This is a genomic window from Pseudomonas sp. NPDC090752 (assembly GCF_055584805.1).
The window spans coordinates 130,719-150,205 of the sequence record NZ_JBVJLI010000003.1; the positions used below are offsets into that span (position 1 = coordinate 130,719).

The 19,487-nt window shown below is 57.6% G+C and carries 22 protein-coding genes, 1 tRNA gene and 1 pseudogene; 8 read left to right on the forward strand and 16 right to left on the reverse strand.

The window, feature by feature from the left end:
• Positions 1 to 35 precede the first annotated feature (35 nt).
• The 3 genes and pseudogenes from ACZ6YA_RS05755 to ACZ6YA_RS05765 all read left to right on the forward strand — a co-directional run bounded on the left by ACZ6YA_RS05755 (position 36) and on the right by ACZ6YA_RS05765 (position 796).
• Entirely contained in the window at positions 36 to 209 is a 174-nt protein-coding gene (locus tag ACZ6YA_RS05755; RefSeq protein WP_465896137.1) for a hypothetical protein, read from the forward strand.
• Positions 206 to 503 (forward strand): annotated as a pseudogene (locus ACZ6YA_RS05760) (type II toxin-antitoxin system RelE/ParE family toxin). The gene ACZ6YA_RS05755 and the pseudogene ACZ6YA_RS05760 overlap by 4 nt, the downstream one beginning before the upstream one ends.
• On the forward strand, positions 500 to 796 hold the full coding sequence (locus ACZ6YA_RS05765) for an addiction module antidote protein (protein WP_465896139.1): 297 nt from the start codon (positions 500 to 502) through the stop codon (positions 794 to 796). The pseudogene ACZ6YA_RS05760 and the gene ACZ6YA_RS05765 overlap by 4 nt, the downstream one beginning before the upstream one ends.
• Before the next feature lie 22 nt (positions 797 to 818).
• On the opposite strand, the gene ACZ6YA_RS05770 is transcribed toward ACZ6YA_RS05765, so the two are convergent.
• Entirely contained in the window at positions 819 to 1,466 is a 648-nt protein-coding gene (locus tag ACZ6YA_RS05770; protein WP_465896448.1) for a trypsin-like peptidase domain-containing protein, read from the reverse strand.
• Positions 1,467 to 2,346: 880 nt separating this feature from the next.
• Here ACZ6YA_RS05770 and ACZ6YA_RS05775 point away from each other — a divergent pair.
• Positions 2,347 to 4,803 (forward strand): hypothetical protein, encoded by a 2,457-nt coding sequence (locus tag ACZ6YA_RS05775; RefSeq protein WP_465896141.1) that lies wholly within the window; start codon positions 2,347 to 2,349, stop codon positions 4,801 to 4,803.
• A 132-nt stretch (positions 4,804 to 4,935) separates the two neighbouring features.
• On the opposite strand, the gene ACZ6YA_RS05780 is transcribed toward ACZ6YA_RS05775, so the two are convergent.
• From ACZ6YA_RS05780 to ACZ6YA_RS05850, 15 genes are all read right to left on the reverse strand, one after another.
• Positions 4,936 to 5,574, reverse strand: coding sequence for a tail assembly protein (locus tag ACZ6YA_RS05780; protein ID WP_465896142.1), 639 nt, complete (start codon positions 5,572 to 5,574; stop codon positions 4,936 to 4,938).
• The gene (locus tag ACZ6YA_RS05785; protein ID WP_465896143.1) at positions 5,574 to 5,933 is read right to left on the reverse strand and encodes a hypothetical protein; all 360 of its coding nucleotides are present in this window, start codon (positions 5,931 to 5,933) and stop codon (positions 5,574 to 5,576) included. Before ACZ6YA_RS05785 ends, ACZ6YA_RS05780 begins: the two co-directional genes overlap by 1 nt.
• Positions 5,934 to 6,192: 259 nt before the next feature.
• On the reverse strand, positions 6,193 to 6,390 hold the full coding sequence (locus tag ACZ6YA_RS05790) for a hypothetical protein (protein ID WP_465896145.1): 198 nt from the start codon (positions 6,388 to 6,390) through the stop codon (positions 6,193 to 6,195).
• Positions 6,391 to 6,519: 129 nt separating this feature from the next.
• Positions 6,520 to 7,677, reverse strand: a complete 1,158-nt coding sequence (locus tag ACZ6YA_RS05795) for a phage major capsid protein (RefSeq protein WP_465896146.1) — start codon at positions 7,675 to 7,677, stop codon at positions 6,520 to 6,522.
• Between the two features lie 81 nt (positions 7,678 to 7,758).
• On the reverse strand, positions 7,759 to 7,989 hold the full coding sequence (locus ACZ6YA_RS05800) for a MerR family transcriptional regulator (RefSeq protein ID WP_081874717.1): 231 nt from the start codon (positions 7,987 to 7,989) through the stop codon (positions 7,759 to 7,761).
• Between the two features lie 3 nt (positions 7,990 to 7,992).
• A complete protein-coding gene (locus ACZ6YA_RS05805) occupies positions 7,993 to 9,282 on the reverse strand; it encodes a tyrosine-type recombinase/integrase (RefSeq protein WP_465896148.1) in 1,290 nt (429 codons plus the stop codon).
• 307 nt (positions 9,283 to 9,589) lie between these two features.
• Positions 9,590 to 9,883, reverse strand: a complete 294-nt coding sequence (locus ACZ6YA_RS05810) for a hypothetical protein (protein WP_465896149.1) — start codon at positions 9,881 to 9,883, stop codon at positions 9,590 to 9,592.
• Positions 9,883 to 11,154 carry an AAA family ATPase gene (locus tag ACZ6YA_RS05815; protein ID WP_465896151.1) on the reverse strand — a complete coding sequence of 424 codons (1,272 nt, stop codon included), beginning with the start codon at positions 11,152 to 11,154 and terminating at the stop codon, positions 9,883 to 9,885. The genes ACZ6YA_RS05810 and ACZ6YA_RS05815 overlap by 1 nt, the downstream gene beginning before the upstream one ends.
• Positions 11,151 to 11,558 carry a virulence-associated protein E gene (locus tag ACZ6YA_RS05820; protein WP_465896152.1) on the reverse strand — a complete coding sequence of 136 codons (408 nt, stop codon included), beginning with the start codon at positions 11,556 to 11,558 and terminating at the stop codon, positions 11,151 to 11,153. Before ACZ6YA_RS05820 ends, ACZ6YA_RS05815 begins: the two co-directional genes overlap by 4 nt.
• A gap of 2 nt (positions 11,559 to 11,560) precedes the next feature.
• Positions 11,561 to 11,857 (reverse strand): hypothetical protein, encoded by a 297-nt coding sequence (locus ACZ6YA_RS05825; protein ID WP_465896154.1) that lies wholly within the window; start codon positions 11,855 to 11,857, stop codon positions 11,561 to 11,563.
• A complete protein-coding gene (locus ACZ6YA_RS05830) occupies positions 11,854 to 12,012 on the reverse strand; it encodes a hypothetical protein (protein WP_465896156.1) in 159 nt (52 codons plus the stop codon). The genes ACZ6YA_RS05825 and ACZ6YA_RS05830 overlap by 4 nt, the downstream gene beginning before the upstream one ends.
• Positions 12,013 to 12,398: 386 nt before the next feature.
• Positions 12,399 to 12,623: a helix-turn-helix transcriptional regulator gene (locus ACZ6YA_RS05835; RefSeq protein ID WP_465896158.1), complete on the reverse strand. Its 225-nt coding sequence runs from the start codon at positions 12,621 to 12,623 to the stop codon at positions 12,399 to 12,401.
• A gap of 110 nt (positions 12,624 to 12,733) precedes the next feature.
• Entirely contained in the window at positions 12,734 to 13,384 is a 651-nt protein-coding gene (locus tag ACZ6YA_RS05840; RefSeq protein ID WP_465896161.1) for a hypothetical protein, read from the reverse strand.
• Positions 13,381 to 14,592, reverse strand: a complete 1,212-nt coding sequence (locus ACZ6YA_RS05845; RefSeq protein WP_465896163.1) for a tyrosine-type recombinase/integrase — start codon at positions 14,590 to 14,592, stop codon at positions 13,381 to 13,383. The genes ACZ6YA_RS05840 and ACZ6YA_RS05845 overlap by 4 nt, the downstream gene beginning before the upstream one ends.
• A gap of 207 nt (positions 14,593 to 14,799) precedes the next feature.
• Positions 14,800 to 14,884 (reverse strand) — tRNA-Leu (locus ACZ6YA_RS05850).
• A 108-nt stretch (positions 14,885 to 14,992) separates the two neighbouring features.
• Here ACZ6YA_RS05850 and queA point away from each other — a divergent pair.
• From queA to secD, 4 genes are all read left to right on the forward strand, one after another.
• Positions 14,993 to 16,042, forward strand: a complete 1,050-nt coding sequence (gene queA / locus ACZ6YA_RS05855; RefSeq protein ID WP_465896165.1) for a tRNA preQ1(34) S-adenosylmethionine ribosyltransferase-isomerase QueA — start codon at positions 14,993 to 14,995, stop codon at positions 16,040 to 16,042.
• A 14-nt stretch (positions 16,043 to 16,056) separates the two neighbouring features.
• A complete protein-coding gene (gene tgt, locus ACZ6YA_RS05860) occupies positions 16,057 to 17,172 on the forward strand; it encodes a tRNA guanosine(34) transglycosylase Tgt (RefSeq protein WP_465896449.1) in 1,116 nt (371 codons plus the stop codon).
• Between the two features lie 42 nt (positions 17,173 to 17,214).
• On the forward strand, positions 17,215 to 17,550 hold the full coding sequence (yajC, locus tag ACZ6YA_RS05865) for a preprotein translocase subunit YajC (protein ID WP_056795769.1): 336 nt from the start codon (positions 17,215 to 17,217) through the stop codon (positions 17,548 to 17,550).
• Positions 17,551 to 17,614: 64 nt separating this feature from the next.
• Positions 17,615 to 19,477 carry a protein translocase subunit SecD gene (secD, locus tag ACZ6YA_RS05870; protein WP_465896168.1) on the forward strand — a complete coding sequence of 621 codons (1,863 nt, stop codon included), beginning with the start codon at positions 17,615 to 17,617 and terminating at the stop codon, positions 19,475 to 19,477.
• Positions 19,478 to 19,487: the final 10 nt, after the last annotated feature.

Here is a 19,487-nt window from a genome sequence, read left to right on the forward strand (position 1 = left end):
GTTGGGAATGCAGGATCGGACGTCGGGAGGCGGTGATGGTTCGCTATTTGGATGTTGCAAGAAATTTTGTTTCCACTCGCTGGATGACAATTCTTACGTCGTTCTGGGGCGTAGATGAGTTCCCCACCGATATGAAACTCGACAATGTAGATCGCTTCCAGTTCTTGAAAACATGTATCCGTATGGATACGATTGGAGCGAGTGCATGACCTATGTGATTGAGCAAACGGCGAGCTTTTCTTGCTGGCTGATTGGCTTGAGAGATCTGAAAAGCAAGCTTGCCGTAGGTCGGAGAATTGAACGAGCGGCGGCGGGTAATCTGGGAAGATTTCAAATCGGTGGGAGGAGGCATCAGCGAGCTTCGTGTAGACGTTGCGGGCGGGTATCGAATCTATTTCACACGCAAGGGCAATCGATTGATTGTGCTGTTGGTTGGCGGTGACAAATCTTCCCAGGTTGCCGATATCCTCAAGGCCAGAAAGCTGGCGATGGAGATGAAATGAAAGACGAGCTTATTCCATTCGACATGGCCGCTTTGCTGGACAGCGATGAGGCAATCAGCGAGTACCTCAGCCAGGTGTTCGCTGATGGTGATACGGACGAAATTATTCGAGCACTGGGCCACATTGCTCGGGCGCGTGGCATGACTCAGATAGCTACAGACAGCGGGTTGGGGCGTGAAAGCCTCTACAAAGCGCTCACACCTGGGGCAAAGCCCCGCTTCGAGACTGTACTGAAGGTGATTCGCGCGCTCGGCATCGATCTTTCTGCTCAGCCTCACATGGTTTCGCGGTAACGCTCTTCAAGTCATCTCGGATTCAAGGCTTGGTAGCTACCGCCACATACCCTTTGATCGCAGCGGGCGCGGCATTGGGCTTGGTTTTATGGGCCAGGTACTGGAAGCGGCGCCATTCCTTGTCGATTTCGCTGTACGACATGAATACGCTGACGCGCTCCTTGTCGGCCAGGTCCGGCCGGCTGCGCGCATCGATCCCGTCTTTGGCGATGAACGCGACATTGATCCCGACCACCTTGCCATCATCGGCGAATACCGGGCCACCGGACATGCCTTTGACCATCGGGCCGTCATGCACTGCATAGAACACGCTGCCCGGCGTGCCTTCCAGGCGCACCAGTGACTCCAGGGTATGACCCTTGCCCTGCACCGGCATCATCAGGCTGTTGAAGCCCACGGCCGTCACCGACTCGCCAGGCACGTATTGGCGCCAGAGGGGCACCTGGGTAGCCTTGTGCTTGAAGAACACCACATCGCCGAGGCCTTCGTGAACCACGTTGCGTAGGAAGGGCGTGTGTTTGGCAGTGACTGCGTAGTCTTCGTTCCACTGGATGGCGGTGGCCATCAACAGCATCGGCAGCGGCGCGCCTGAGGTGACTACGAAAGCCTGGTCGTAAACGGGGTCTGATACGTAAGCGGTCGGCATTCCATTGCACCCACTCAGCAGCATCAATGCCGCCAGACAGGGCACGGTAGTTTTCATGATTCGCACATGGGCTAGAAAAAGGGAGCGCCACTATGGCTACGTGCCACTACGGTGGCAATACTTTCTGCATATACCTGACGAATGACATCTTAGGTAGGAGGCAGAGTGATGGCCAATAGATTGCACGAATGGCTGGAGGCCGCTTAAACACTGGGATGGCGTCAAAAAACAGCGGAGGGTAAAGAGGATTGCAGCGATTTGCATGCACTTGGCACTCGCCAAATCCAGCCCACAAAAAAACCGACCATAAGGTCGGTTTTTTCTGGATTTGGTGCCCGAGGGAGACTCAAACTATTCAGCATAATCCTTTATTTATGGTGATTCTGGTGTTTGACAACATCATCCTACTCACAAATCTACTCACTCGTTCCGGGTGCTGCAGAGCCTACAATACTGTGCCGTCTATTCGCACCGAAGCTTGAGCGCTATCTGAGTAAGGAATGCTCACCCCGACTCTTTTGCCGGTCTCAATAGTGACTTCAATCACGAGTCGGAGGGGAGGGCGGCAAAGTCGTCTGTGGACAGTGCGTGGACAGCCTCTTTGCATGAGTCACCGGTGGAGACCAGCCAGTATGACGATCCATCATTGGCCGGCAGGAACACTTGAACGTTGGACATTTCCTTGCTCCTAGCTTCCAGGGGGAGTTGATCTGAGCGGGCCAGCCGACCTCATGATGCATCGTGGCGATGTCAAGAGAGGCTTCGCAATCCGCTTGAAAACCGGGCCTGGGGTTAGGCAATATACAAAGATACCCCATCGGTATACCCGTCATTCACCTAAATTCGACGGCCCTCATCCGAGACGATGGCAAACGCTCGACGGATTATGAGTTTCGAGGAAGTTATGGATTACGACAGCGCTTACGAAGCAGCAAAGCGTTTGAAAGCTATCTACTCACAGCAACTTGAGGGTCGCAATGAGGCTCAAACAAGATTTGATCTCATTGATATTTTGCTAAAAGAATGCTTCGAGTGGGAACATACCGAAATTAAGGTTGAGGGATCGAGCGGCGCTGAGTACACCGACTATGAGTTGGGTATGCCGAGAAGAATGATTTACGAAGCAAAAAAGCAGAATAAGCATTTTGATCTTCCTCCTGCCGACCAAAGACTTATTCAAAGCTTGAAACAGCTAAAAAAACTTTCCAAAGTCAACGAAGAAGCTTTGACTCAGGTTCAATCTTATTGCGCAAACCGAGGCGTCACATACGCCGCCATCACAAATGGCCATCAGATTATTGCGTTCATAGGTAGCCGACAAGATGGTATTGATCCGTTGGAGGGGAAATGCCTCGTAATTTCCAGTCTGGAGCAGTTCGTAAATAATTTCCCGCTCATTCACAGCCTGCTAAGTAAGAGCGCCATTCAAGATCACACGCTTTCCAGTTACCTTAAATCTGGTGGTAATCTTCAAATACCATCTAAACTCAGCTCGGCATTACCCGTCTACCCGGATCTAAAGGAGCGCACTGACTTCCAAGCAAGTCTTAAAATAATTTCTGACTTGGTTCTGGAGGATGTTGTAAGCCAAGCATCTATAGAGAAGACGTTTTACGAGAACTGCTACTGTGAAGCTGGAGCGCTTTCCCAGTACTCTCTGCTTAGTAAAAAAATACTGAATTACAGATACGCCGCTCTCTTCTCACCCGATGACTCCAATCCCTCGCTCCAGCCAGTGAATTCGTCTAAGAAAAAATCAATTAAACTGTCAGATGAAATTGTAGCACTCACTACTAGTAAGAGGCCTATCGTACTGATAGGTGATGTTGGTGTTGGCAAGACTTCGTTCATAAAGAATTTGATCTATGTCTCAGCCAAAGAAGAGTTTGAGAATTCGTTATTTATTTATATTGACTTGGGAAGGCAAGCAAGCTTTGCTGACAATCTCAAGGATTTCATGATCGATGAAGTTGAGCGGCAGTTACTTGAGACCCACGACGTGGATCTTTACGCCTCAAACTTCATATTTGGCACCTACCATGCAGAGGTTGCGCGCTTCCGCAGAGGGTTGGATGGCCACTTAGAGCAGGACGATCCTCCAGCATTCCAGCGCGAACTCAAAGCTGAACTGAAAAGCAAGACAAAAAACAAGGCCGAACATCTTAAACGTTCAATTGACCATATATCGCGGGCCCGCCACAAGCAAGTAGTGATCGCTATAGATAACGCCGACCAGCGCAGCCTTGAGGTTCAGCAACAGGCATTCGTCATATCGGAAGAAATTGCTTCCGGCTGGGGGGCTGTAGTATTTATAGCGGTGAGACCTCATACCTTTTATCAATCAAAGCGGGCTGGCGCGCTCTCAGCTTACCCGACAAAGGCGTTTACCATCTCGCCGCCTAGGGTTGATTTGGTAATTGAAAAAAGGCTGGAATTTGCTCTAAGCATGGCCAAGGGCGAAACAGCTATTGAACAGCTGGGCACATCTCGTCTAAATATGGGGTCCCTTGCTTACTTCTTAGAGGCCCTCATTTACTCTTTAAATAAGACAGACGAACTAATTACCCTAATTGATAATATATCTAACGGCAACGTGCGCACAGCCGTAGAGCTGGTTGTTAACTATATAGGAAGTGCAAACGCAGACTCCGAAAGAATTATTAAAGAAGTAATGGAGGGGGAACAATACAAAATTCCTGTTCACGACTTCTCGCGTACAATAGTTTACGGCGAATACAATGCTTACTATCCCGATCGCTCAATAGCATACAATATGTTCGAGGTGACCTCCGCCGATGCAAAAGAGCATTTCCTTGCATCCATAGTTATTTCGATGTTGCATAATGATGGTGTCGAGAAATCGCAAGAAGGCTTTGTTGAAACAAGCAAGATATTTGACAAAATACAGGGGCTGGGGTTCCTAGCCTCACAGATCGAAAGCAAGCTCAGAAGCTTAACAAACAAAAAGCTGATTGAGGCATCAGAGAGAATCACGTTCGAAGAAGATATCACAGGACTGTTTGGAGACATGCCGAAGTCATTCAGGGCTACGGCAAATGGTGTGTATCATCTTCACTACTGGTCAGCAGATTTTACATACCTCGAAGCAATGGTTTTTGATACTCCAATATTTAACGGTGAAGTCAAAAACGAGCTAACAGCACTTATCAGGAGTAATGATCTATCAACTCGTTATCAAAGAGCTGAAATGTTCAGGAACTATTTGTCGGTAGCTTGGTCTTCGTCAGGTATTAAGTCGGAGATTTACAATTGGCACGATATTAAGCATATGTGTCGCGAGTCCTTCGAGCGAGTTAAGCACTATCTTGATAAAAGAGAGATGAATAAGCGCACCGTATAGGCTGTCGCTGCAGTTTAATATCGCGCCTAATTACAAATTGAGGTGTGCACAAAACGAACTGCACTCCGGAGGTGTCCTCGGATCTGAGGACACCCCTACATACCCGGAATTCGGGGTATGTAGGGGCCCGGCTCACTTTAAACGATAGATCCCGAAGGAAATGATCGCCCCGCCCCAGCGGCGATGGCCGATGCAGATCGGGACAGGGTTACCGCTGGCGGTGGTGTTTCGGGCGCTGCCGAAAGCATAGGAAGGCCTATTTTCTGGTGCTGCACTTTGAGACAGCCCCTTAGCCTGCGGGCTCAGCGCTCCAATGACTCCCTGTGCAATCATCGAGAAGCCGAATGCTGCAGTGGCTGCGGCGAGCGAACCAGCTCCAGCACCCAATAGCCCGGCACCGCCAGCGGCCAAACCTCCAGTGAAGTAGGAGGCCGCTACCACCAGGGCAATCCCAACCACTGTTTGCAGCATCCCGCCGCGTTTGCTGCCGTGCACGACGGGTACAAACCAGAGCTCCCTGGACCCGCCCAGGTCAAGTTCGGCTTCGCTGATGTTCTTCCCATTCTTGAAGATGGCGAAGCGCAGCCCCTTCATTTCAGAATCCGCCAAGTCACGGGCGAAACCTGGAAAGTTAGCATCCAGCGCTTTGGTGGCCTCTTTCGCGTCACCACGCTCCAGGAGGAAATGGTGGTGCTTGCCGTACTTCTTGCCCAAGAAGCCGCCCAGGCGGATTTTGGTTTTTGGTGCGTAGTCGATCACGGCTGCGGTCATCACACGGCCTCCTGTGGCATAGCCAGGTGCACGCCCAAGCGTCGAGCGAGCATCTCGCGGCACTGCAACGCTTCCAGGCGAATGGCGGCCTCTCGGGCAGGGCAAGGATTCCAGTTGGGCGCATAGCTCGACATGGAAGCGCGAGCGCCGCGCATGGTGCCACGCAGCAAGTCGGCCGAAATCTGTGCCTCCTCCTCTGTGACGAACACGCCATCGAGCTTTGCCCTTTGGCCGGCCTTGACATGCTCGACTTCCCACAGCAGGTAACAGGAGCCGCCTTTGTCGAGGGTGAAGGTGGCCACGTCACAGGCTCGGGCGAAACGCTCTTGAAAGGTGGATGGAGCTAGTTGGATGGTCATCAGCGCGTAGCCTCCAGGTGTTAACTCGTCGGTGTTAAAGCGTTAATTTTTCGGTGTTAAAGGTGTTAACCCTGTTAACGTCCGCCAGTGGGCGGTATCGGCCTGTATGCCCCGGTTTACGTAGCTTACAGCCCCATGCACGTTCGGCATGGGTGTTAACATCGCTTTAACATTTTTTGTTAAAGGGGAAAAAATCTGCACGTGGGGTCGGAGGCGGTCTAGGTCAGCGGACATTCCAGACTTTTGACCCGCCCCCCCCTCAGTAGATCGGCGCGATGTACGGTGGCGCCGACCGGATCTGCTCCAGCGCTTCGGCTGCGCTCAGGCCGCTGGCCAACAGGCGATCGATCTCTTTGCTCAACCGCTCACGCTCTTCCATCTGGCGCAACAGGGCTCGGCTGTGGGCGATCTGGTTGAGGGCTCGTTGAACTGGCTTGGGTAGATGGGTATGGCTCATGGTCTTCTCCGGTGTGAATGAAAAGGCCCGCGAGTGCGGGCCAGTGCCGGATCACCCAACAAAGGAAAGAAGGGCTCCGACTGCTGCGGTTAGGAGGTCGTGGCACTCACAGCTAACCCACGCTCGTTGTTACGGTGTCGGCGTGCCGGCCAGCGTGACGAGTCGAGTAGCTGTTGGAGCGAACACAGCCAGGCCAGCGCGCAGCTCTGCCAGGATGGTCACCATGTTGCGACGGAAGTTGTCACCGTCGTGGCGGCTGGCCTCCACGGTCACTTCCTGACGGTCCAGCAATGCGGCCACGCTGGTATCGAGGATCAACGCCTCACCCTGCGGCATGCCGTTGGTGACGACTACAGGTGTGCCCCACAGGCTGGGCGGCGCTGGATCGCGTGGAGTGCCAATCACATACTGGCCATCGCCATCCTCGGCGCGCTCGCTCTCGATGGCGAACCAGTCCCGCGGGTTCATCACGATAACGTTCGGGTTCCAGCCTTCGGCCTTGAGGTCAGTGAGGGCTGCGCCGATACGGTCAGCTGGCTTGCCGGTGGTGATGCCAGCGGCAGTTGCCTGCTTCTTGAACCCGAGGATCTCACCTGGTCCACCGTCGCCGTTGATGAGCTCGGCTTCCAGCTTCTGGCGAACCCCCACGCTCATAAGCGTGTTGATCTGCCCCTCAAGCTGGTCATTGTCCTGCAGCACCTGGAGGCTCGCCGGAATCCAGGTAGCGATGGTGGCGATCTCAGCCCGCTCCATCTTGGTGGGCATCGACCCTTCGGCCTTCTCCTCACCTTCTTCTTTCTGGTAGGCCGCGCCGTTGATGTAGCCGTCGAGGCGAACGAACTCGTAGGTAGAGCTGGTGACCGGCACGATCGGCAGCACATCCAGCAAGCTCAGCCGCGGCTGCGGAATGCCACGGATGCCGGCGCCATCACGCTGCGGGGCAGTTGGGTAGCTGGTCGAGCCAGTGACGCCTTTGTTGGGGTTGGTGATGGCTGCGCGGACACCCACTTTGCAATTGATCTGGCCGGTGGACTTCATACCGCTGCGGAAGCCGGCGATGCCATCAGCGGCCACGACCTGGGCAGTCACAGCATTGGAGTCGGTGGAATCGTCGTTAGCGCCTCGGCGGGCGCTGACATTCACCATCTTCTGCTCGACTTCTTGGAGGCGGGCGCCGAACTCGGTTTGTTTCTCAGCAGAGGACGATTTGAAGTCGGCGATCTGCGTGCCGATGTTCTGCAGCGTTTGATTCAGCTGGGTCATGTCCTGCTGATAGGGATCTGGCATTAGGTTCTCCGGGGTGTTGAGTTGATGTCCTCTACCCTATGCGCGCACGCACACCCCGGTCAGCGGTTAACTTCGACGTCCTCAGTCGGTATCCGTCGCAAAGCGCACTATGTCGGCTATTTTGTAGAACCGCCGATTACCCCGGCGCACAAATGGCAGCGGTGAACGGCCCTCGGCAGCCAGGCGGCGCAGGTAGCTGGGGGCATATCCCAGCAGGTCAGCCGTGGCCGGCTCTGGCACCAGGCCACCGATTAGCGGGGTGATGCCGGCCTGGGCCAGCCGCTCGGTAACGTCCTGTTCAACGTCCACCATGATTTACATGCTCCTCTGTGATGCATCCTGAATTTCGCTAGAGACCGCGTGGTCTGTGGCCTGTGTCGAATCTTGTGAAATTGCGTATCTCGGGTATGTCTCGCCTGTGAGTGCGGTTAACCCGAGCCCGTCTAAATGGTCGTGCCAGCGCTCCAGGGCCTGGCGCTTGAGCGCTTCGGCGGTGGTGTGGATGTAGGTGGCGTCCATGTTGCGCAGGGCGTGGTTCACCAGCATCTCGCCCACCAGGTAATCCACGCCCAGGTCCATCCAGCAGGTGCGGGCGACCTTGCGCACATCGTGGCTGGTCCACTGGCGGTCGCTCAGTTCGGCAAACACTTGGCTCGCTGCCGTGGCACCGAGTGGCCCGCGCCGAATGGCCGGGAACAGGTAGGCACCTTGGTAGCCCTGCGCGGCCTGCTGGGCTTGATAGCGGCTCAGCAGCGCACAGGTCTGGCGGGTCAGCGGTAGTGTGTGGTTCTGCTTCGTTTTGGTGTCCTCGGCGGGGATGAACCATTGGCCGGCCTGCAGATCGACATTGCGCCACAGCGCGCTGCGCGTCTCGCCCAGGCGGGTGCCGTGGCACAGCATCATCAGCGCCAGCAGGGCGTCACCTGGCCGCACCTCGCTCCAGCCTGCCAGCTTGGCCAGCAGATCGGGCAAGTCTCGCTCACGCAGCCGTGACGACTTCGGTTTGATCCGCACCCCGACGAAATCCCCGAAGCGCAGCGCGCCCATGGGGTTCTGCTCGATCATCCCGAGCCGGTGTGCCTTGCGCATGGCCACCGCCAGCACGTTGAACACCAGGCGCACGAACGACAGGGCATAGCGCTCCTGCAGTGGCCACATAAGGCGTTGGTCGAGCGTGGCCTTGCTCACCTCGGCCAGCGGCAAGTCATGCAGCCGCGGCGCCAGGTGGCAGGTGATGGCCGACTTCGCGCCAGCCTTGCGCTTGGCCGACAAGTTGCGATCGCGCAGCATGCGATCCAGGTACCAGTCCAGCAGCTCACCGGTACGGCGCCAGGTGCTGGTCAGTGAGGATGCGTCGGCGTCGGCGGCACGGTGCCCGAGGATGGCCGGCAGCGCGGTCAGCATGGCCTTGGTGGTCAAGCTGGGGAAGTCGCCAGCCTTGCCCCACTTCCCCCTGACGACAACGTGCCAGGCGCCCCGGTTGCGGTCGACGGTGGAATAGCGGAATCGCAGCTCGGGATAGCGCGGGTCACGCAACTGGCGAACCGGCTGGCCGGCCTGCTTGCGGATCTCGGCGTCAGTGAATGTGATGTGTTTGGTGGTCATGCATCGCGCCTCGCGGATACAGGGTGAACATTCCTTGAAGTCGGATTTTCGGACTTCAAATGGGTAGCTGGGTTGGGCGACAAGGGTGTTGCTGTCATGGCAACACCTTTGGCGGGCATCACTTCTTGGGGGTGGGCCAATTGAGCTGATTCGGACCAGATCAGCCGAAACAGACCGAATGATCTGTCTCGACAATCCACTGTGTTGATTCCTACACAGGGTGTTGATAACGCCACGGCGGATGAAAATTCCCACCTACCTCGCCGAGCGCTCGACGATTGTTCGCCTAGGCGCCTGTTACGGCTCGTCATGGCCCAACCTCCGCACCTGGCCAGCGCACGCGAACGTCGGCCAGCGCTTCGTCGCGGGTAATGGGCTCGCTGATCATGGTGAATGACCGGCACCCCGGCACCAGCACCGACCAGTTGCAGCGGCGCTCCAGGCCGTCGTTTGCTGCCAGCTCTGCGAGTAGCGCCAGCCGGTTAGCTTTGACGTATTTGCGCACATCGTCGGTCAGCTTTGAGGCGGGGGAGATCCGCACCCGCATACCTTGCTTCTTTGCGGAAAATCCACGTTCCAGCAGGTAGTCGAGCGCGGCCATCACAGGTCCTCCGCGTCATCATCCAGCGATGGAAACGACGCGCCACCCGGCTGCGGATCTGCATGCTGATCCTCACACTCATGCCCATTTTCGTTACTCGTGCCCACGCCAGAGGATGGGCACGAGTGGGAATTTAAGGGCACGAGTGGCTGAAAGGGCGCGAATGAGCCACCCGCTTGGGGTAATGACCAGAACGACTTCACATCCTTTTTGTTGCCGGTTCTGGCGGTGACAACAGACAGCTTTTCCCTGGCCCGGCGAATCTGCTTTTCGGTGTAGCCATTGCGCCTCATCAGGGCTTTTGCTTCATTACTTTCGAGGGGATTGTCCTTCAAGATCCGATATAGGCAGTCGCTGGGATCATCCAGGTCTTGTGCCTCCTCATCACTGGATGCCTCCGCTTCTCCCAGGATCTCCCGGGCGCTACCTTCGATGGCTTCGCCCCACACCACGCGAGTAGCTTCGATCCCATCTCCGATGTCACATGGCTCGATGGTGTAGGAGACACCTCCCTCGTCAGCGCCGATGTTCGACTTCGCTCGCGCCAGCACGCGTTGCTCGGAGTCTTCCTGCTTGGCAGCTACCAGTACCGTGCGCGCCAGCGCCGAGAACGCTTGCGAGCCAATAACTCGATCAGCAGGCGACGAGCCAGCGCCACCCTTAGCAAAGTGGGAAATTCCCACCACGGCGCAAAGGTTCTGCTCGGCGAAGTCCACTACGCCTTGCAGCGCCCGACGCACGTCATTGGCCTTGTGCATGTCGCCCTTCACTGCGCTGACGATGGGGTCGAGCATCAGAAGCGACACGCCGCCAATATCGCTAGCCGTCTCACGCAAACGGACAATGTCGTTAGCTGGGTCGAATGGGTCGGCGTCGCCTCTGGCGTTGGTGAGCCCCTGGATGATGTAGACGCGGCTCATGTCAGCGCCAGCAGCGGTCAAGCGGGGGATCAGCGTATCGGCTGGATCATCCTCACTCGACCAGATGAGTGCATTTCCCGGCTCGCTACAGCGGCTGCCATCGGGCCAGCGTCCACCAGTGGTGATGGTGGCGATCAGACCGATCAGCAGCGTGGTCTTCCCGGTACCGCCAGCGCCGGCGAGGATGTGCAGCTTTCCTTTGGCCAGCCAGCCAGGCCACAGCCACCGAATGGGAACGGCCTTGATTGTCGACGCCTTAACCGCATTGACGCGCCATAGGGGTGTTACGTTTTCACGATTGATGGGGCTAAGAGGCTCGGTCCATTCTTGTGCAAAGCGATCTGTAGTCATTTGACCCCCAGGCGCAGCTTGGCGAGGTTGAAGCGCGCCAGGTCGTCACCCTCCAACTTCCCTTGTTGCTGGAGAGGGTGGCCGATCCGATAAACCATGCGCTCATGTTCAATTGCCGCCTTACTTGGGCCGCTCCGCGGTTGTTTGTCGCAGGGAAACAAGTCCCGCAAATCCATACCAATTGCCGAGACAATCTCTTTTGTTGTGCAGCCGGCCCAGCATTTGAGCAAGACGACACCGTCCGAAGTTTCGCGAATTGCCAAACTGGGGTGCTTGTCGTTGTGTGCGGGGCAGCAGGCTTTCCACTTGTCGGCGCCAGCAGATTTAACTTTGTCTAATCGGTTGAGCACTTTATCCAGGCAAGCCGATCCCATCGGCGCATGTGCACCGTTTTGGATGTTCATGGTTATGCTCCGGGTTTGACTTCGGACAAATGGAGAGTCGCAGCAGCGCCAGTGTCGGACAAGTTGCTGACTAGATTGCCTAGGCTTTCGAGGAGCCAGCCTATATCGGTTACCGCCACAGGGCTCAGGCCGGTTTCACCGTTGGATGCTGTACAAGCCAACAAGTGGCCTATGCCTGATATTCCATGCGCGAGTACCGACACACAGCTCTCAGTCGCCTGCTCTGTCGCTTTCAGCTGAACGGGAGTCATGTTCTTCAGCGCTTCGTGGCGTGGCAGGAGATCGTTCCAGTAGCTCATTGCACACCCCCTTGGGCTTCCAGGGCGCGGGCCTGATCCATATGGTGGTTGTAGCGCTTCAAACGGACGGACAGGGACGAGTTTGCGCGGAGGGCGCTGAGGGCCATCCTGCGGTGAGCAAGAGCACGGATTTTGGACGGAATGAGGGTGTTCATCGGTTCAGCTCCTAACGTTGAGGAGCTGCCACGGATCGTCGCCAAACGATTTAGGGTGGCAGCTGTGCGCAGGTTGGCGAACCGGGACGTTAGGCACCCGGCAGACCCGAAGGTCTCCCGCGCACAGCCGCCATAAACAGGATGTGCGGGCACAAAAAAAGCGCCTGCATTCATCGAGGGGGCGCTTGTGCGCCTAACAGTAATCGGGTCGCCAAACCCGGTCGCTGAATTTGCAGCGACACGTGGACGATACAGCGAGCGCTGCATGGGTGCAAGTCCTACTCGTGCCCATTTTTCCCACTCGTGCCCATCCCTGAGCGTGGGCACGAGTGAGAAATATGGGCACGAGTAAGGAGAAAGGATATGAGTGGAGCCGGGGCATGTCATCACGCTACCTCCCCACGGCATGCTGCGATCTGCTCATCACACCAGGCATGAATCTCGGCCTCGATCCATACGACGCACTTCGGGCCGAGGGTGACCTGCTTGGGGAACACGCCATTAGCAATACGGCGGTAAATCTCGGTGCAGGACAGGCCGGTGATCGACTCAACGTTCTGGCGCTTGATGAAGCGGCGAGCGGGTGGGGTGGTGTTGGTAGGGTTAGCCATCGTCTGCGCCTCCTTGGGCGTTGCTGGTTACGATGGCTTGATTTAATGGTCAGTACGATAGTGACGTACAACGCTGACATGCTGACCTGTCAGTATGTCAGTACGTGCTGTCAACGTTCGTTGGGAGCGTCTAGGGGGCGGATCGCGGCAGCTAGAGCGTCAGTCTTGCGGTTTGGGGCTTCGAGTTTCAGCTGCTCCGCAATAAAAGAAGAAACAGTCTTCTGGAGTGGAGGGCGAGTTTTATCGAAGTCAATCCAGAATTTATTAGCCGCTAAGTGCATGGCCATTATGTCTGGTGTCTCGTAAGGCATCGTTAAGCCTTCGACTGCCGTTTCGGATGGCTCTTCTGGTATTTCAGAGTGGTGATAGACGCCGCGTCTTGGTATCCAGCTATATCCGGAATTCTCCAACTCATTTATAAGTGATGCAGGGTCGAATGCTATGAATTCATCCTTAACGGCTTCCCGTTTTCCATCTGGTAACACACAGTCCAAGGTTCTCTGAAACATACAGTTGTTCATGTACTCAGAGATTTCATGGCGCGGTACCCGATAGCGTTCATTTACCTCGGTTGCGCTTTTGGGGCCGCGAACCCAGCACACGCTAGCCGGGAAAAACTTATCTTGACCACTTTCTGCTAAGTGGCTGAACATTTTATGAAGTTCAAGTGCTGCAACCAAATTGCTTTTCGACATTTCAGCAGCAGCCAGTTCGATCAACTCCGAAAGAATCCTTGGTTCGTCTACTAAGGTTTTGCTCATGCTCGGCTGCTCCGAATAGAAACCACATTGGCGCCAGCGCAGAGGGCGTCAATTTCATCTGCCCAGTTCTGCATCATTTCCCGTCGTTGCTCTAGGTAGTGCGCATGGTTATACGTGTCGCGTATCGAATCCTGATCGCCGTGGGCCAGTTGCCGCTCGATCCAGTCCCGGTTGTAGCCTCGGGTGTTCAGGCTGGTGCTCAGCAGATGGCGGAATCCGTGACCAGTTTGCCGCCCCTCGTAACCCATCGTTGATAGCGCCTTGTTCACCGTGTTCTCGCTCATTGGCCTGGCCCGGTTGTTGCGCCCAGGAAAGGCGAGGGGATAGGAGCCGGTCAGTTCATGCAGGGTACGCAGCAGAACCACGGCCTGACGTGGGAGCGGGACGATGTGAGGGCGCCTTGACTTCATCCGCGCTGCAGGGATCGTCCAGGTAGCTGACTCCAGGTCGAACTCGTCCCAGGGCGCCAGCCGCAGCTCACCGGGTCGCACTGCTGTCAGCATTAGCAGGCGAATGGCGATCTTGCTGGTGATATCGCACTGAGCCGCGTCCAGCTTCTCCAGCAGATCGGGCAGTTCGCCTTCTGATACGTGTGGATGGTGGCGCGTGCGCGGGGCGTGCGCGGCTACCACGTCCAGATCGGTGGCGGGGTTGCCGGGTACCACGCCCTTGGCCAAACCGAAACGGAATATCTGGCTCAGCCACTGGCGAACCTTGCGGGCGACGTTAAATGCCTCGCGCCGCTCGATCTTGCGCACCAGGTCGACCAGCTCAGGGCGTTGCACCTCGGCAGCGGGCCGTCTGCCAATCACCGGGAATATGTCCGACTCTAGATACTGCAGCGCTTTTGATGCTGTGGCTGGAGCCCATCGTGGCTGGTTGTAGTCGTACCATTCCCGCGCTAGCACTTCGAGCGTCAGCACCTGCGCGGCGGCAGCGGCCTTTTCCAGCTGTTTATATGCGCTTGGGTCTATGTCCTGTGCCAGTAACTTCCGCGCGGCATCCCGGCGCTCGCGTGCCTGGGCAAGTGTGACGGCGGGGTAGGCGCCCAGGCCCAGCATCTTGGCCTTGCCCTCGAATCGGTAGCGAAGGCGCCAGAGCTTCCCGCCAGCGGTCGTCACTTCAAGGCAAAGGCCCTGGGCGTCAGCGAGGCGATAGAGCTTGTCGCGGGGTTTGGCGGTGCGAATGGCGGTATCTGTGAGCGCCACGGCTATTCCCTTGCAGTGCCGAACCGCGCTGGATTGCGGTCGGTGTGTGAGTAGGATATTGGACCGAACTCGTCCTACTCACAAATCTACTCACATACTTTGGGGCTTACAAGGGAATCACTGGGAACGATGGGCACAAAAAAACCGGCTCAGTGGCCGGTTTCTCTGGTGTTCCGGGTCTGGTAGGGACCGCTTGGAACTATGTGATGGTGCCCCGAGGGAGACTCGAACTCCCACTCCTTTCGAAAACGGATTTTGAATCCGCCGCGTCTACCAATTCCGCCATCAGGGCGTGTGGCGCGCAGTATAGAGAGCTACCTTCGGTCGGTCAATCGGCTTTCATGGTCAATTTTCACGCATTGGGCTAAACTTCCCGGCTTTGCCGAACCCGAACATCATCATGCGCGTCGCCGATTTTTCCTTCGAACTCCCCGATTCCCTGATCGCTCGCCATCCTTTGGCCGAGCGTCATGGCAGCAGACTGCTGGTCCTCGATGGGCCGAGCGGCGCGCTGACCCATAAGCAGTTCCCCGATCTGCTCGCCTACCTGCGCCCCGGCGACCTGATGGTGTTCAACAACACCCGGGTGATCCCGGCGCGGTTGTTTGGTCAGAAAGCCTCCGGCGGCAAGCTGGAGGTGCTGGTCGAGCGCGTGCTCGACAGCCACCGTGTACTCGCCCATGTGCGCGCCAGCAAGGCGCCCAAGGAAGGCGCGGTGATCCTCATCGACGGCGGTGGCGAGGCCGAAATGGTCGCGCGCCACGAGACGCTGTTCGAACTGCGTTTCACCGAAGAAGTGCTGCCGCTGCTCGAACGCGTTGGGCATATGCCGCTGCCGCCTTACATCGACCGCCCCGACGAGGGCGCTGACCGCGAGCGCTACCAGACCGTGTACGCCGAACGCGCCGGTGCCGTTGCCGCGCCGACTGCAGGGCTGCACTTCGACGAAGCGCTGCTGGAGCAGATCGCCGCCAAGGGCGTCGAGCGCGCCTTCGTCACCCTGCATGTTGGCGCGGGCACCTTCCAGCCGGTGCGGGTCGACAAGATCGAAGACCACCACATGCATAAAGAGTGGCTCGAAGTGAGCCAGGATGTGGTCGATGCCATCGAAGCCTGCCGGGCCCGTGGTGGCCGTGTGATCGCAGTCGGTACCACCAGCGTGCGTTCGCTGGAAAGCGCGGCGCGCGATGGCGTACTCAAGGCCTTCAGTGGCGACACCGATATCTTCATCTACCCGGGCCGGCCGTTCCATGTGGTCGACGCGCTGGTCACCAATTTCCATCTGCCGGAGTCCACGCTGCTGATGCTGGTCTCGGCCTTCGCCGGTTACCCCGAGACCATGGCCGCCTACGCGGCGGCGGTCGACAATGGTTACCGCTTCTTCAGTTACGGTGATGCCATGTTCATCACCCGCAATCCGGCGCCACGCGGCCCAGAGGATCAAGCATGAGTCGCACCTGTCGAATGTCCTTCGAACTGCTGGCCACCGACGGCAAAGCCCGTCGTGGCCGCCTGACCTTCCCTCGTGGCACGGTCGAAACCCCAGCGTTCATGCCGGTGGGCACCTATGGCACGGTCAAGGGCATGCTGCCGCGTGACATCGAAGCCACTGGCGCCGAGATCATCCTCGGCAACACCTTCCACCTGTGGCTGCGCCCGGGCACCGAGGTGGTCAAGAAGCACAACGGTCTGCACGATTTCATGCAATGGAAAGGCCCTATTCTCACTGACTCCGGTGGTTTCCAGGTGTTCAGCCTGGGCGCCATGCGCAAGATCAAGGAGGAGGGCGTGACCTTCGCCTCGCCGGTCGACGGTTCCAAGGTGTTCATGGGCCCTGAAGAGTCCATGCAGGTACAGCGCGACCTGGGTTCGGACATCGTGATGATCTTCGACGAGTGCACCCCGTACCCGGCCGAGCACGACGTTGCACGCACCTCCATGGAGCTGTCGCTGCGCTGGGCCCAGCGCTCGAAGAATGCCCACGGCGACAACACCGCAGCGCTGTTCGGCATCGTCCAGGGCGGCATGTATGAAGACCTGCGCAAGCGTTCGCTGGATGCGCTGGTCGACATCGACTTTGACGGCCTGGCCATCGGTGGCCTGTCGGTGGGCGAGCCCAAGCATGAAATGATCAAGGTGCTGGACTACCTGCCGGCGCTCATGCCCGCTGACAAACCTCGTTACCTTATGGGGGTAGGCAAACCGGAAGATCTCGTTGAGGGTGTGCGCCGCGGCGTCGACATGTTCGACTGCGTGATGCCGACGCGTAACGCGCGCAACGGTCATCTGTTCGTCGATACAGGGGTGATCAAGATCCGCAACGCATTCCATCGCCACGATGATTCGCCGCTGGATCCGACCTGTGACTGCTACACCTGCAGCAACTTCTCCCGGGCTTATCTGCATCACCTGGACAAGTGCGGCGAAATGCTGAGCAGCATGCTTAATACCATCCACAACTTGCGCCATTATCAGCGCTTGATGGCCGGTTTACGCGAGGCTATTCAACAGGGTAAATTGGCCGCCTTTGTCGACGCCTTCTACGCCAAGCGCGGGCTGCCTGTGCCGCCTTTGGACTAACTGTCTGCATCCATTATTAGAAAATTACCTTAGGAGTGCCCAATGAGCTTCTTGATCCCCGCCGCCTACGCGGACGCCGCAGCACCTGCCGCCGGCCCAGCCGGTACCGGCTTCGAGTGGATTTTCCTGGTCGGTTTCCTGGTCATCTTCTACCTGATGATCTGGCGCCCTCAGGCCAAACGCGCCAAAGAGCAGAAGAACCTGCTGGGCAACTTGCAAAAAGGTGACGAAGTTGTCACCAACGGCGGCATCGCCGGCAAGATCGTCAAGGTTTCCGATGATTTCGTGGTTCTGGAAGTATCCGACACCGTCGAGCTGAAGTTCCAGAAGGGCGCCATCGCGGCGACCCTGCCAAAAGGTACGCTCAAGGCTATCTGAGTTACCGGTTTCATTTTTCCAGTCGGGGCGCGCAAAGCGCCCCGCGTCTTGAACGGGCGGCGTGATGCTGAACAAATACCCTCTGTGGAAATACGCACTGATCGTGCTGGTACTGGCGGTCGGCTTTATTTATTCCGCTCCCAACCTCTACCCGGATGATCCGGCGGTACAGATCAGCGGTGCCAGCTCGGCGCTGCACGTGAATCAGGCCGACCTCGATCGCGTCAGCAAGGCGCTGGCCGATGCCAAGATCACCGTCAAGGGCGCGAGCCTGGGTGAGAAGGGCAGCGGGTTGGTGCGTCTGACCAACCAGGAAGACCAACTGCCAGCCAAGGATGTAGTGCGCAAGGCACTGGGCGATGATTACGTCGTGGCCCTGAACCTGGCCCAAACCACTCCGCAATGGCTGCGTAACCTGGGCGCAAGCCCAATGAAGCTGGGCCTGGACCTGTCCGGTGGTGTGCACTTCCTGCTGGAAGTGGACATGGACAAGGCCATGACGGCCCGCATGAAAGTCTACGAAGGCGAGGTCAAGACCTTGCTGCGCAAAGAGCGCGTCCGCTACCGCAGCCTGCCTCAGCAGGATGGCGGCATCATGCTGGGCTTCGCTGACGATGCCACCCGCGAACAGGCACGTGCCCTGATCCGCAAGAATTTCAATGATTTCGACCTGACCACCACCGAGCGCAACGACCTCGCGGTGCTGCGTCTGGCGCTGACTCAGGCGAAAGTCGCCGAGATCCGCGAATACTCGATCAAGCAGAACCTCACCACCGTGCGCAACCGCGTCAACGAGCTGGGCGTGGCCGAGCCGCTGGTGCAGCGCCAGGGCGCCAACCGTATCGTGGTCGAGCTGCCAGGCGTGCAGGACACGGCCGAAGCCAAGCGTATTCTCGGCAAGACCGCCAACCTTGAGTTCCGCTTCGGTGCCGAGCCGGGCGCGTCCAAGGCGACTACCGAGGTCTTCGAGTTCCGTGAAGGCGGCCGTTCCGCCCCGGTCGAACGTGGCTTGATCATCACCGGTGACCAGGTTACCGACGCCCAGGCCAGCTTCGACGAGCACGGTCGCCCGCAGGTGAACATTCGCCTCGACGGCCACGGCGGCGAGCTGATGAGCCGTGCAACCCGCAGCAACGTCGGTCGCAGCATGGCGGTGATCTTCATCGAGCAGAAGCCGGTCACCCGCTACGTCAAGCAGACCGTCGACGGCGTCGAGAAAGACGTTGCCGTTCAGAGCTTTGCGGAAGAGAAGAAGATCATCAGCCTGGCGACCATCCAGTCGCCGCTGGGTAGCCAATTCCGCATCACCGGCCTCAATGGCCAGGGTGAATCGTCCGAGTTGGCCCTGCTGTTGCGTGCCGGTGGCCTGGCTGCGCCGATGTACTTCGCTGAAGAACGTACCATTGGCCCAAGCCTGGGTGCCGACAACATCACCAAGGGTATCGATGCGTCGCTGTGGGGCATGCTGTTCGTTTCGCTGTTCATCATCGCCATCTACCGCGGCTTCGGCGTGATCGCCACCGTCGCCCTGACCGGTAACATGATCCTGCTGCTGGCCTTGATGTCGCTGCTCGGCGCCACCCTGACCCTGCCGGGTATCGCTGGTATCGTGCTGACCATGGGTATGGCGGTCGATGCCAACGTGCTGATTTTCTCGCGTATTCGCGAAGAGCTTAAAAACGGCATGTCGGTACAGCGCGCCATCCACGAAGGCTTCAGCCGTGCCTACACCGCGATCATCGACGCCAACCTGACCAGCCTGCTGGTCGGCGGTATCCTGTTCGCCATGGGTACCGGCCCGGTCAAAGGGTTCGCGGTTACCATGTCCCTCGGGATTTTCACCTCGATGTTCACCGCCGTCATGGTGACCCGCGCAATGGTCAACCTGACCTGTGGCGGGCGTGACATCAAGAAGCTGTGGGTTTGAGGGAATAACC

What these genes read in the sequence shown, in the direction of transcription:
- secD (WP_465896168.1), top strand. Translation starts at nt 17,615, where the DNA reads ATGCTGAACAAATACCCTCTGTGGAAATACGCACTGATCGTGCTGGTA.
- ACZ6YA_RS05790 (WP_465896145.1), bottom strand. Translation starts at nt 6,390, where the DNA reads ATGAGCCATACCCATCTACCCAAGCCAGTTCAACGAGCCCTCAACCAG.
- tgt (WP_465896449.1), top strand. Translation starts at nt 16,057, where the DNA reads ATGTCCTTCGAACTGCTGGCCACCGACGGCAAAGCCCGTCGTGGCCGC.
- ACZ6YA_RS05795 (WP_465896146.1), bottom strand. Translation starts at nt 7,677, where the DNA reads ATGCCAGATCCCTATCAGCAGGACATGACCCAGCTGAATCAAACGCTG.
- ACZ6YA_RS05825 (WP_465896154.1), bottom strand. Translation starts at nt 11,857, where the DNA reads ATGAGCTACTGGAACGATCTCCTGCCACGCCACGAAGCGCTGAAGAAC.
- ACZ6YA_RS05800 (WP_081874717.1), bottom strand. Translation starts at nt 7,989, where the DNA reads ATGGTGGACGTTGAACAGGACGTTACCGAGCGGCTGGCCCAGGCCGGC.
- ACZ6YA_RS05815 (WP_465896151.1), bottom strand. Translation starts at nt 11,154, where the DNA reads ATGACTACAGATCGCTTTGCACAAGAATGGACCGAGCCTCTTAGCCCC.
- ACZ6YA_RS05755 (WP_465896137.1), top strand. Translation starts at nt 36, where the DNA reads ATGGTTCGCTATTTGGATGTTGCAAGAAATTTTGTTTCCACTCGCTGG.
- ACZ6YA_RS05785 (WP_465896143.1), bottom strand. Translation starts at nt 5,933, where the DNA reads ATGACCATCCAACTAGCTCCATCCACCTTTCAAGAGCGTTTCGCCCGA.
- yajC (WP_056795769.1), top strand. Translation starts at nt 17,215, where the DNA reads ATGAGCTTCTTGATCCCCGCCGCCTACGCGGACGCCGCAGCACCTGCC.
- ACZ6YA_RS05835 (WP_465896158.1), bottom strand. Translation starts at nt 12,623, where the DNA reads ATGGCTAACCCTACCAACACCACCCCACCCGCTCGCCGCTTCATCAAG.
- ACZ6YA_RS05770 (WP_465896448.1), bottom strand. Translation starts at nt 1,466, where the DNA reads ATGCTGCTGAGTGGGTGCAATGGAATGCCGACCGCTTACGTATCAGAC.
- ACZ6YA_RS05840 (WP_465896161.1), bottom strand. Translation starts at nt 13,384, where the DNA reads ATGAGCAAAACCTTAGTAGACGAACCAAGGATTCTTTCGGAGTTGATC.
- ACZ6YA_RS05820 (WP_465896152.1), bottom strand. Translation starts at nt 11,558, where the DNA reads ATGAACATCCAAAACGGTGCACATGCGCCGATGGGATCGGCTTGCCTG.
- ACZ6YA_RS05775 (WP_465896141.1), top strand. Translation starts at nt 2,347, where the DNA reads ATGGATTACGACAGCGCTTACGAAGCAGCAAAGCGTTTGAAAGCTATC.
- ACZ6YA_RS05810 (WP_465896149.1), bottom strand. Translation starts at nt 9,883, where the DNA reads ATGGCCGCGCTCGACTACCTGCTGGAACGTGGATTTTCCGCAAAGAAG.
- ACZ6YA_RS05830 (WP_465896156.1), bottom strand. Translation starts at nt 12,012, where the DNA reads ATGAACACCCTCATTCCGTCCAAAATCCGTGCTCTTGCTCACCGCAGG.
- ACZ6YA_RS05805 (WP_465896148.1), bottom strand. Translation starts at nt 9,282, where the DNA reads ATGACCACCAAACACATCACATTCACTGACGCCGAGATCCGCAAGCAG.
- queA (WP_465896165.1), top strand. Translation starts at nt 14,993, where the DNA reads ATGCGCGTCGCCGATTTTTCCTTCGAACTCCCCGATTCCCTGATCGCT.
- ACZ6YA_RS05765 (WP_465896139.1), top strand. Translation starts at nt 500, where the DNA reads ATGAAAGACGAGCTTATTCCATTCGACATGGCCGCTTTGCTGGACAGC.
- ACZ6YA_RS05780 (WP_465896142.1), bottom strand. Translation starts at nt 5,574, where the DNA reads ATGACCGCAGCCGTGATCGACTACGCACCAAAAACCAAAATCCGCCTG.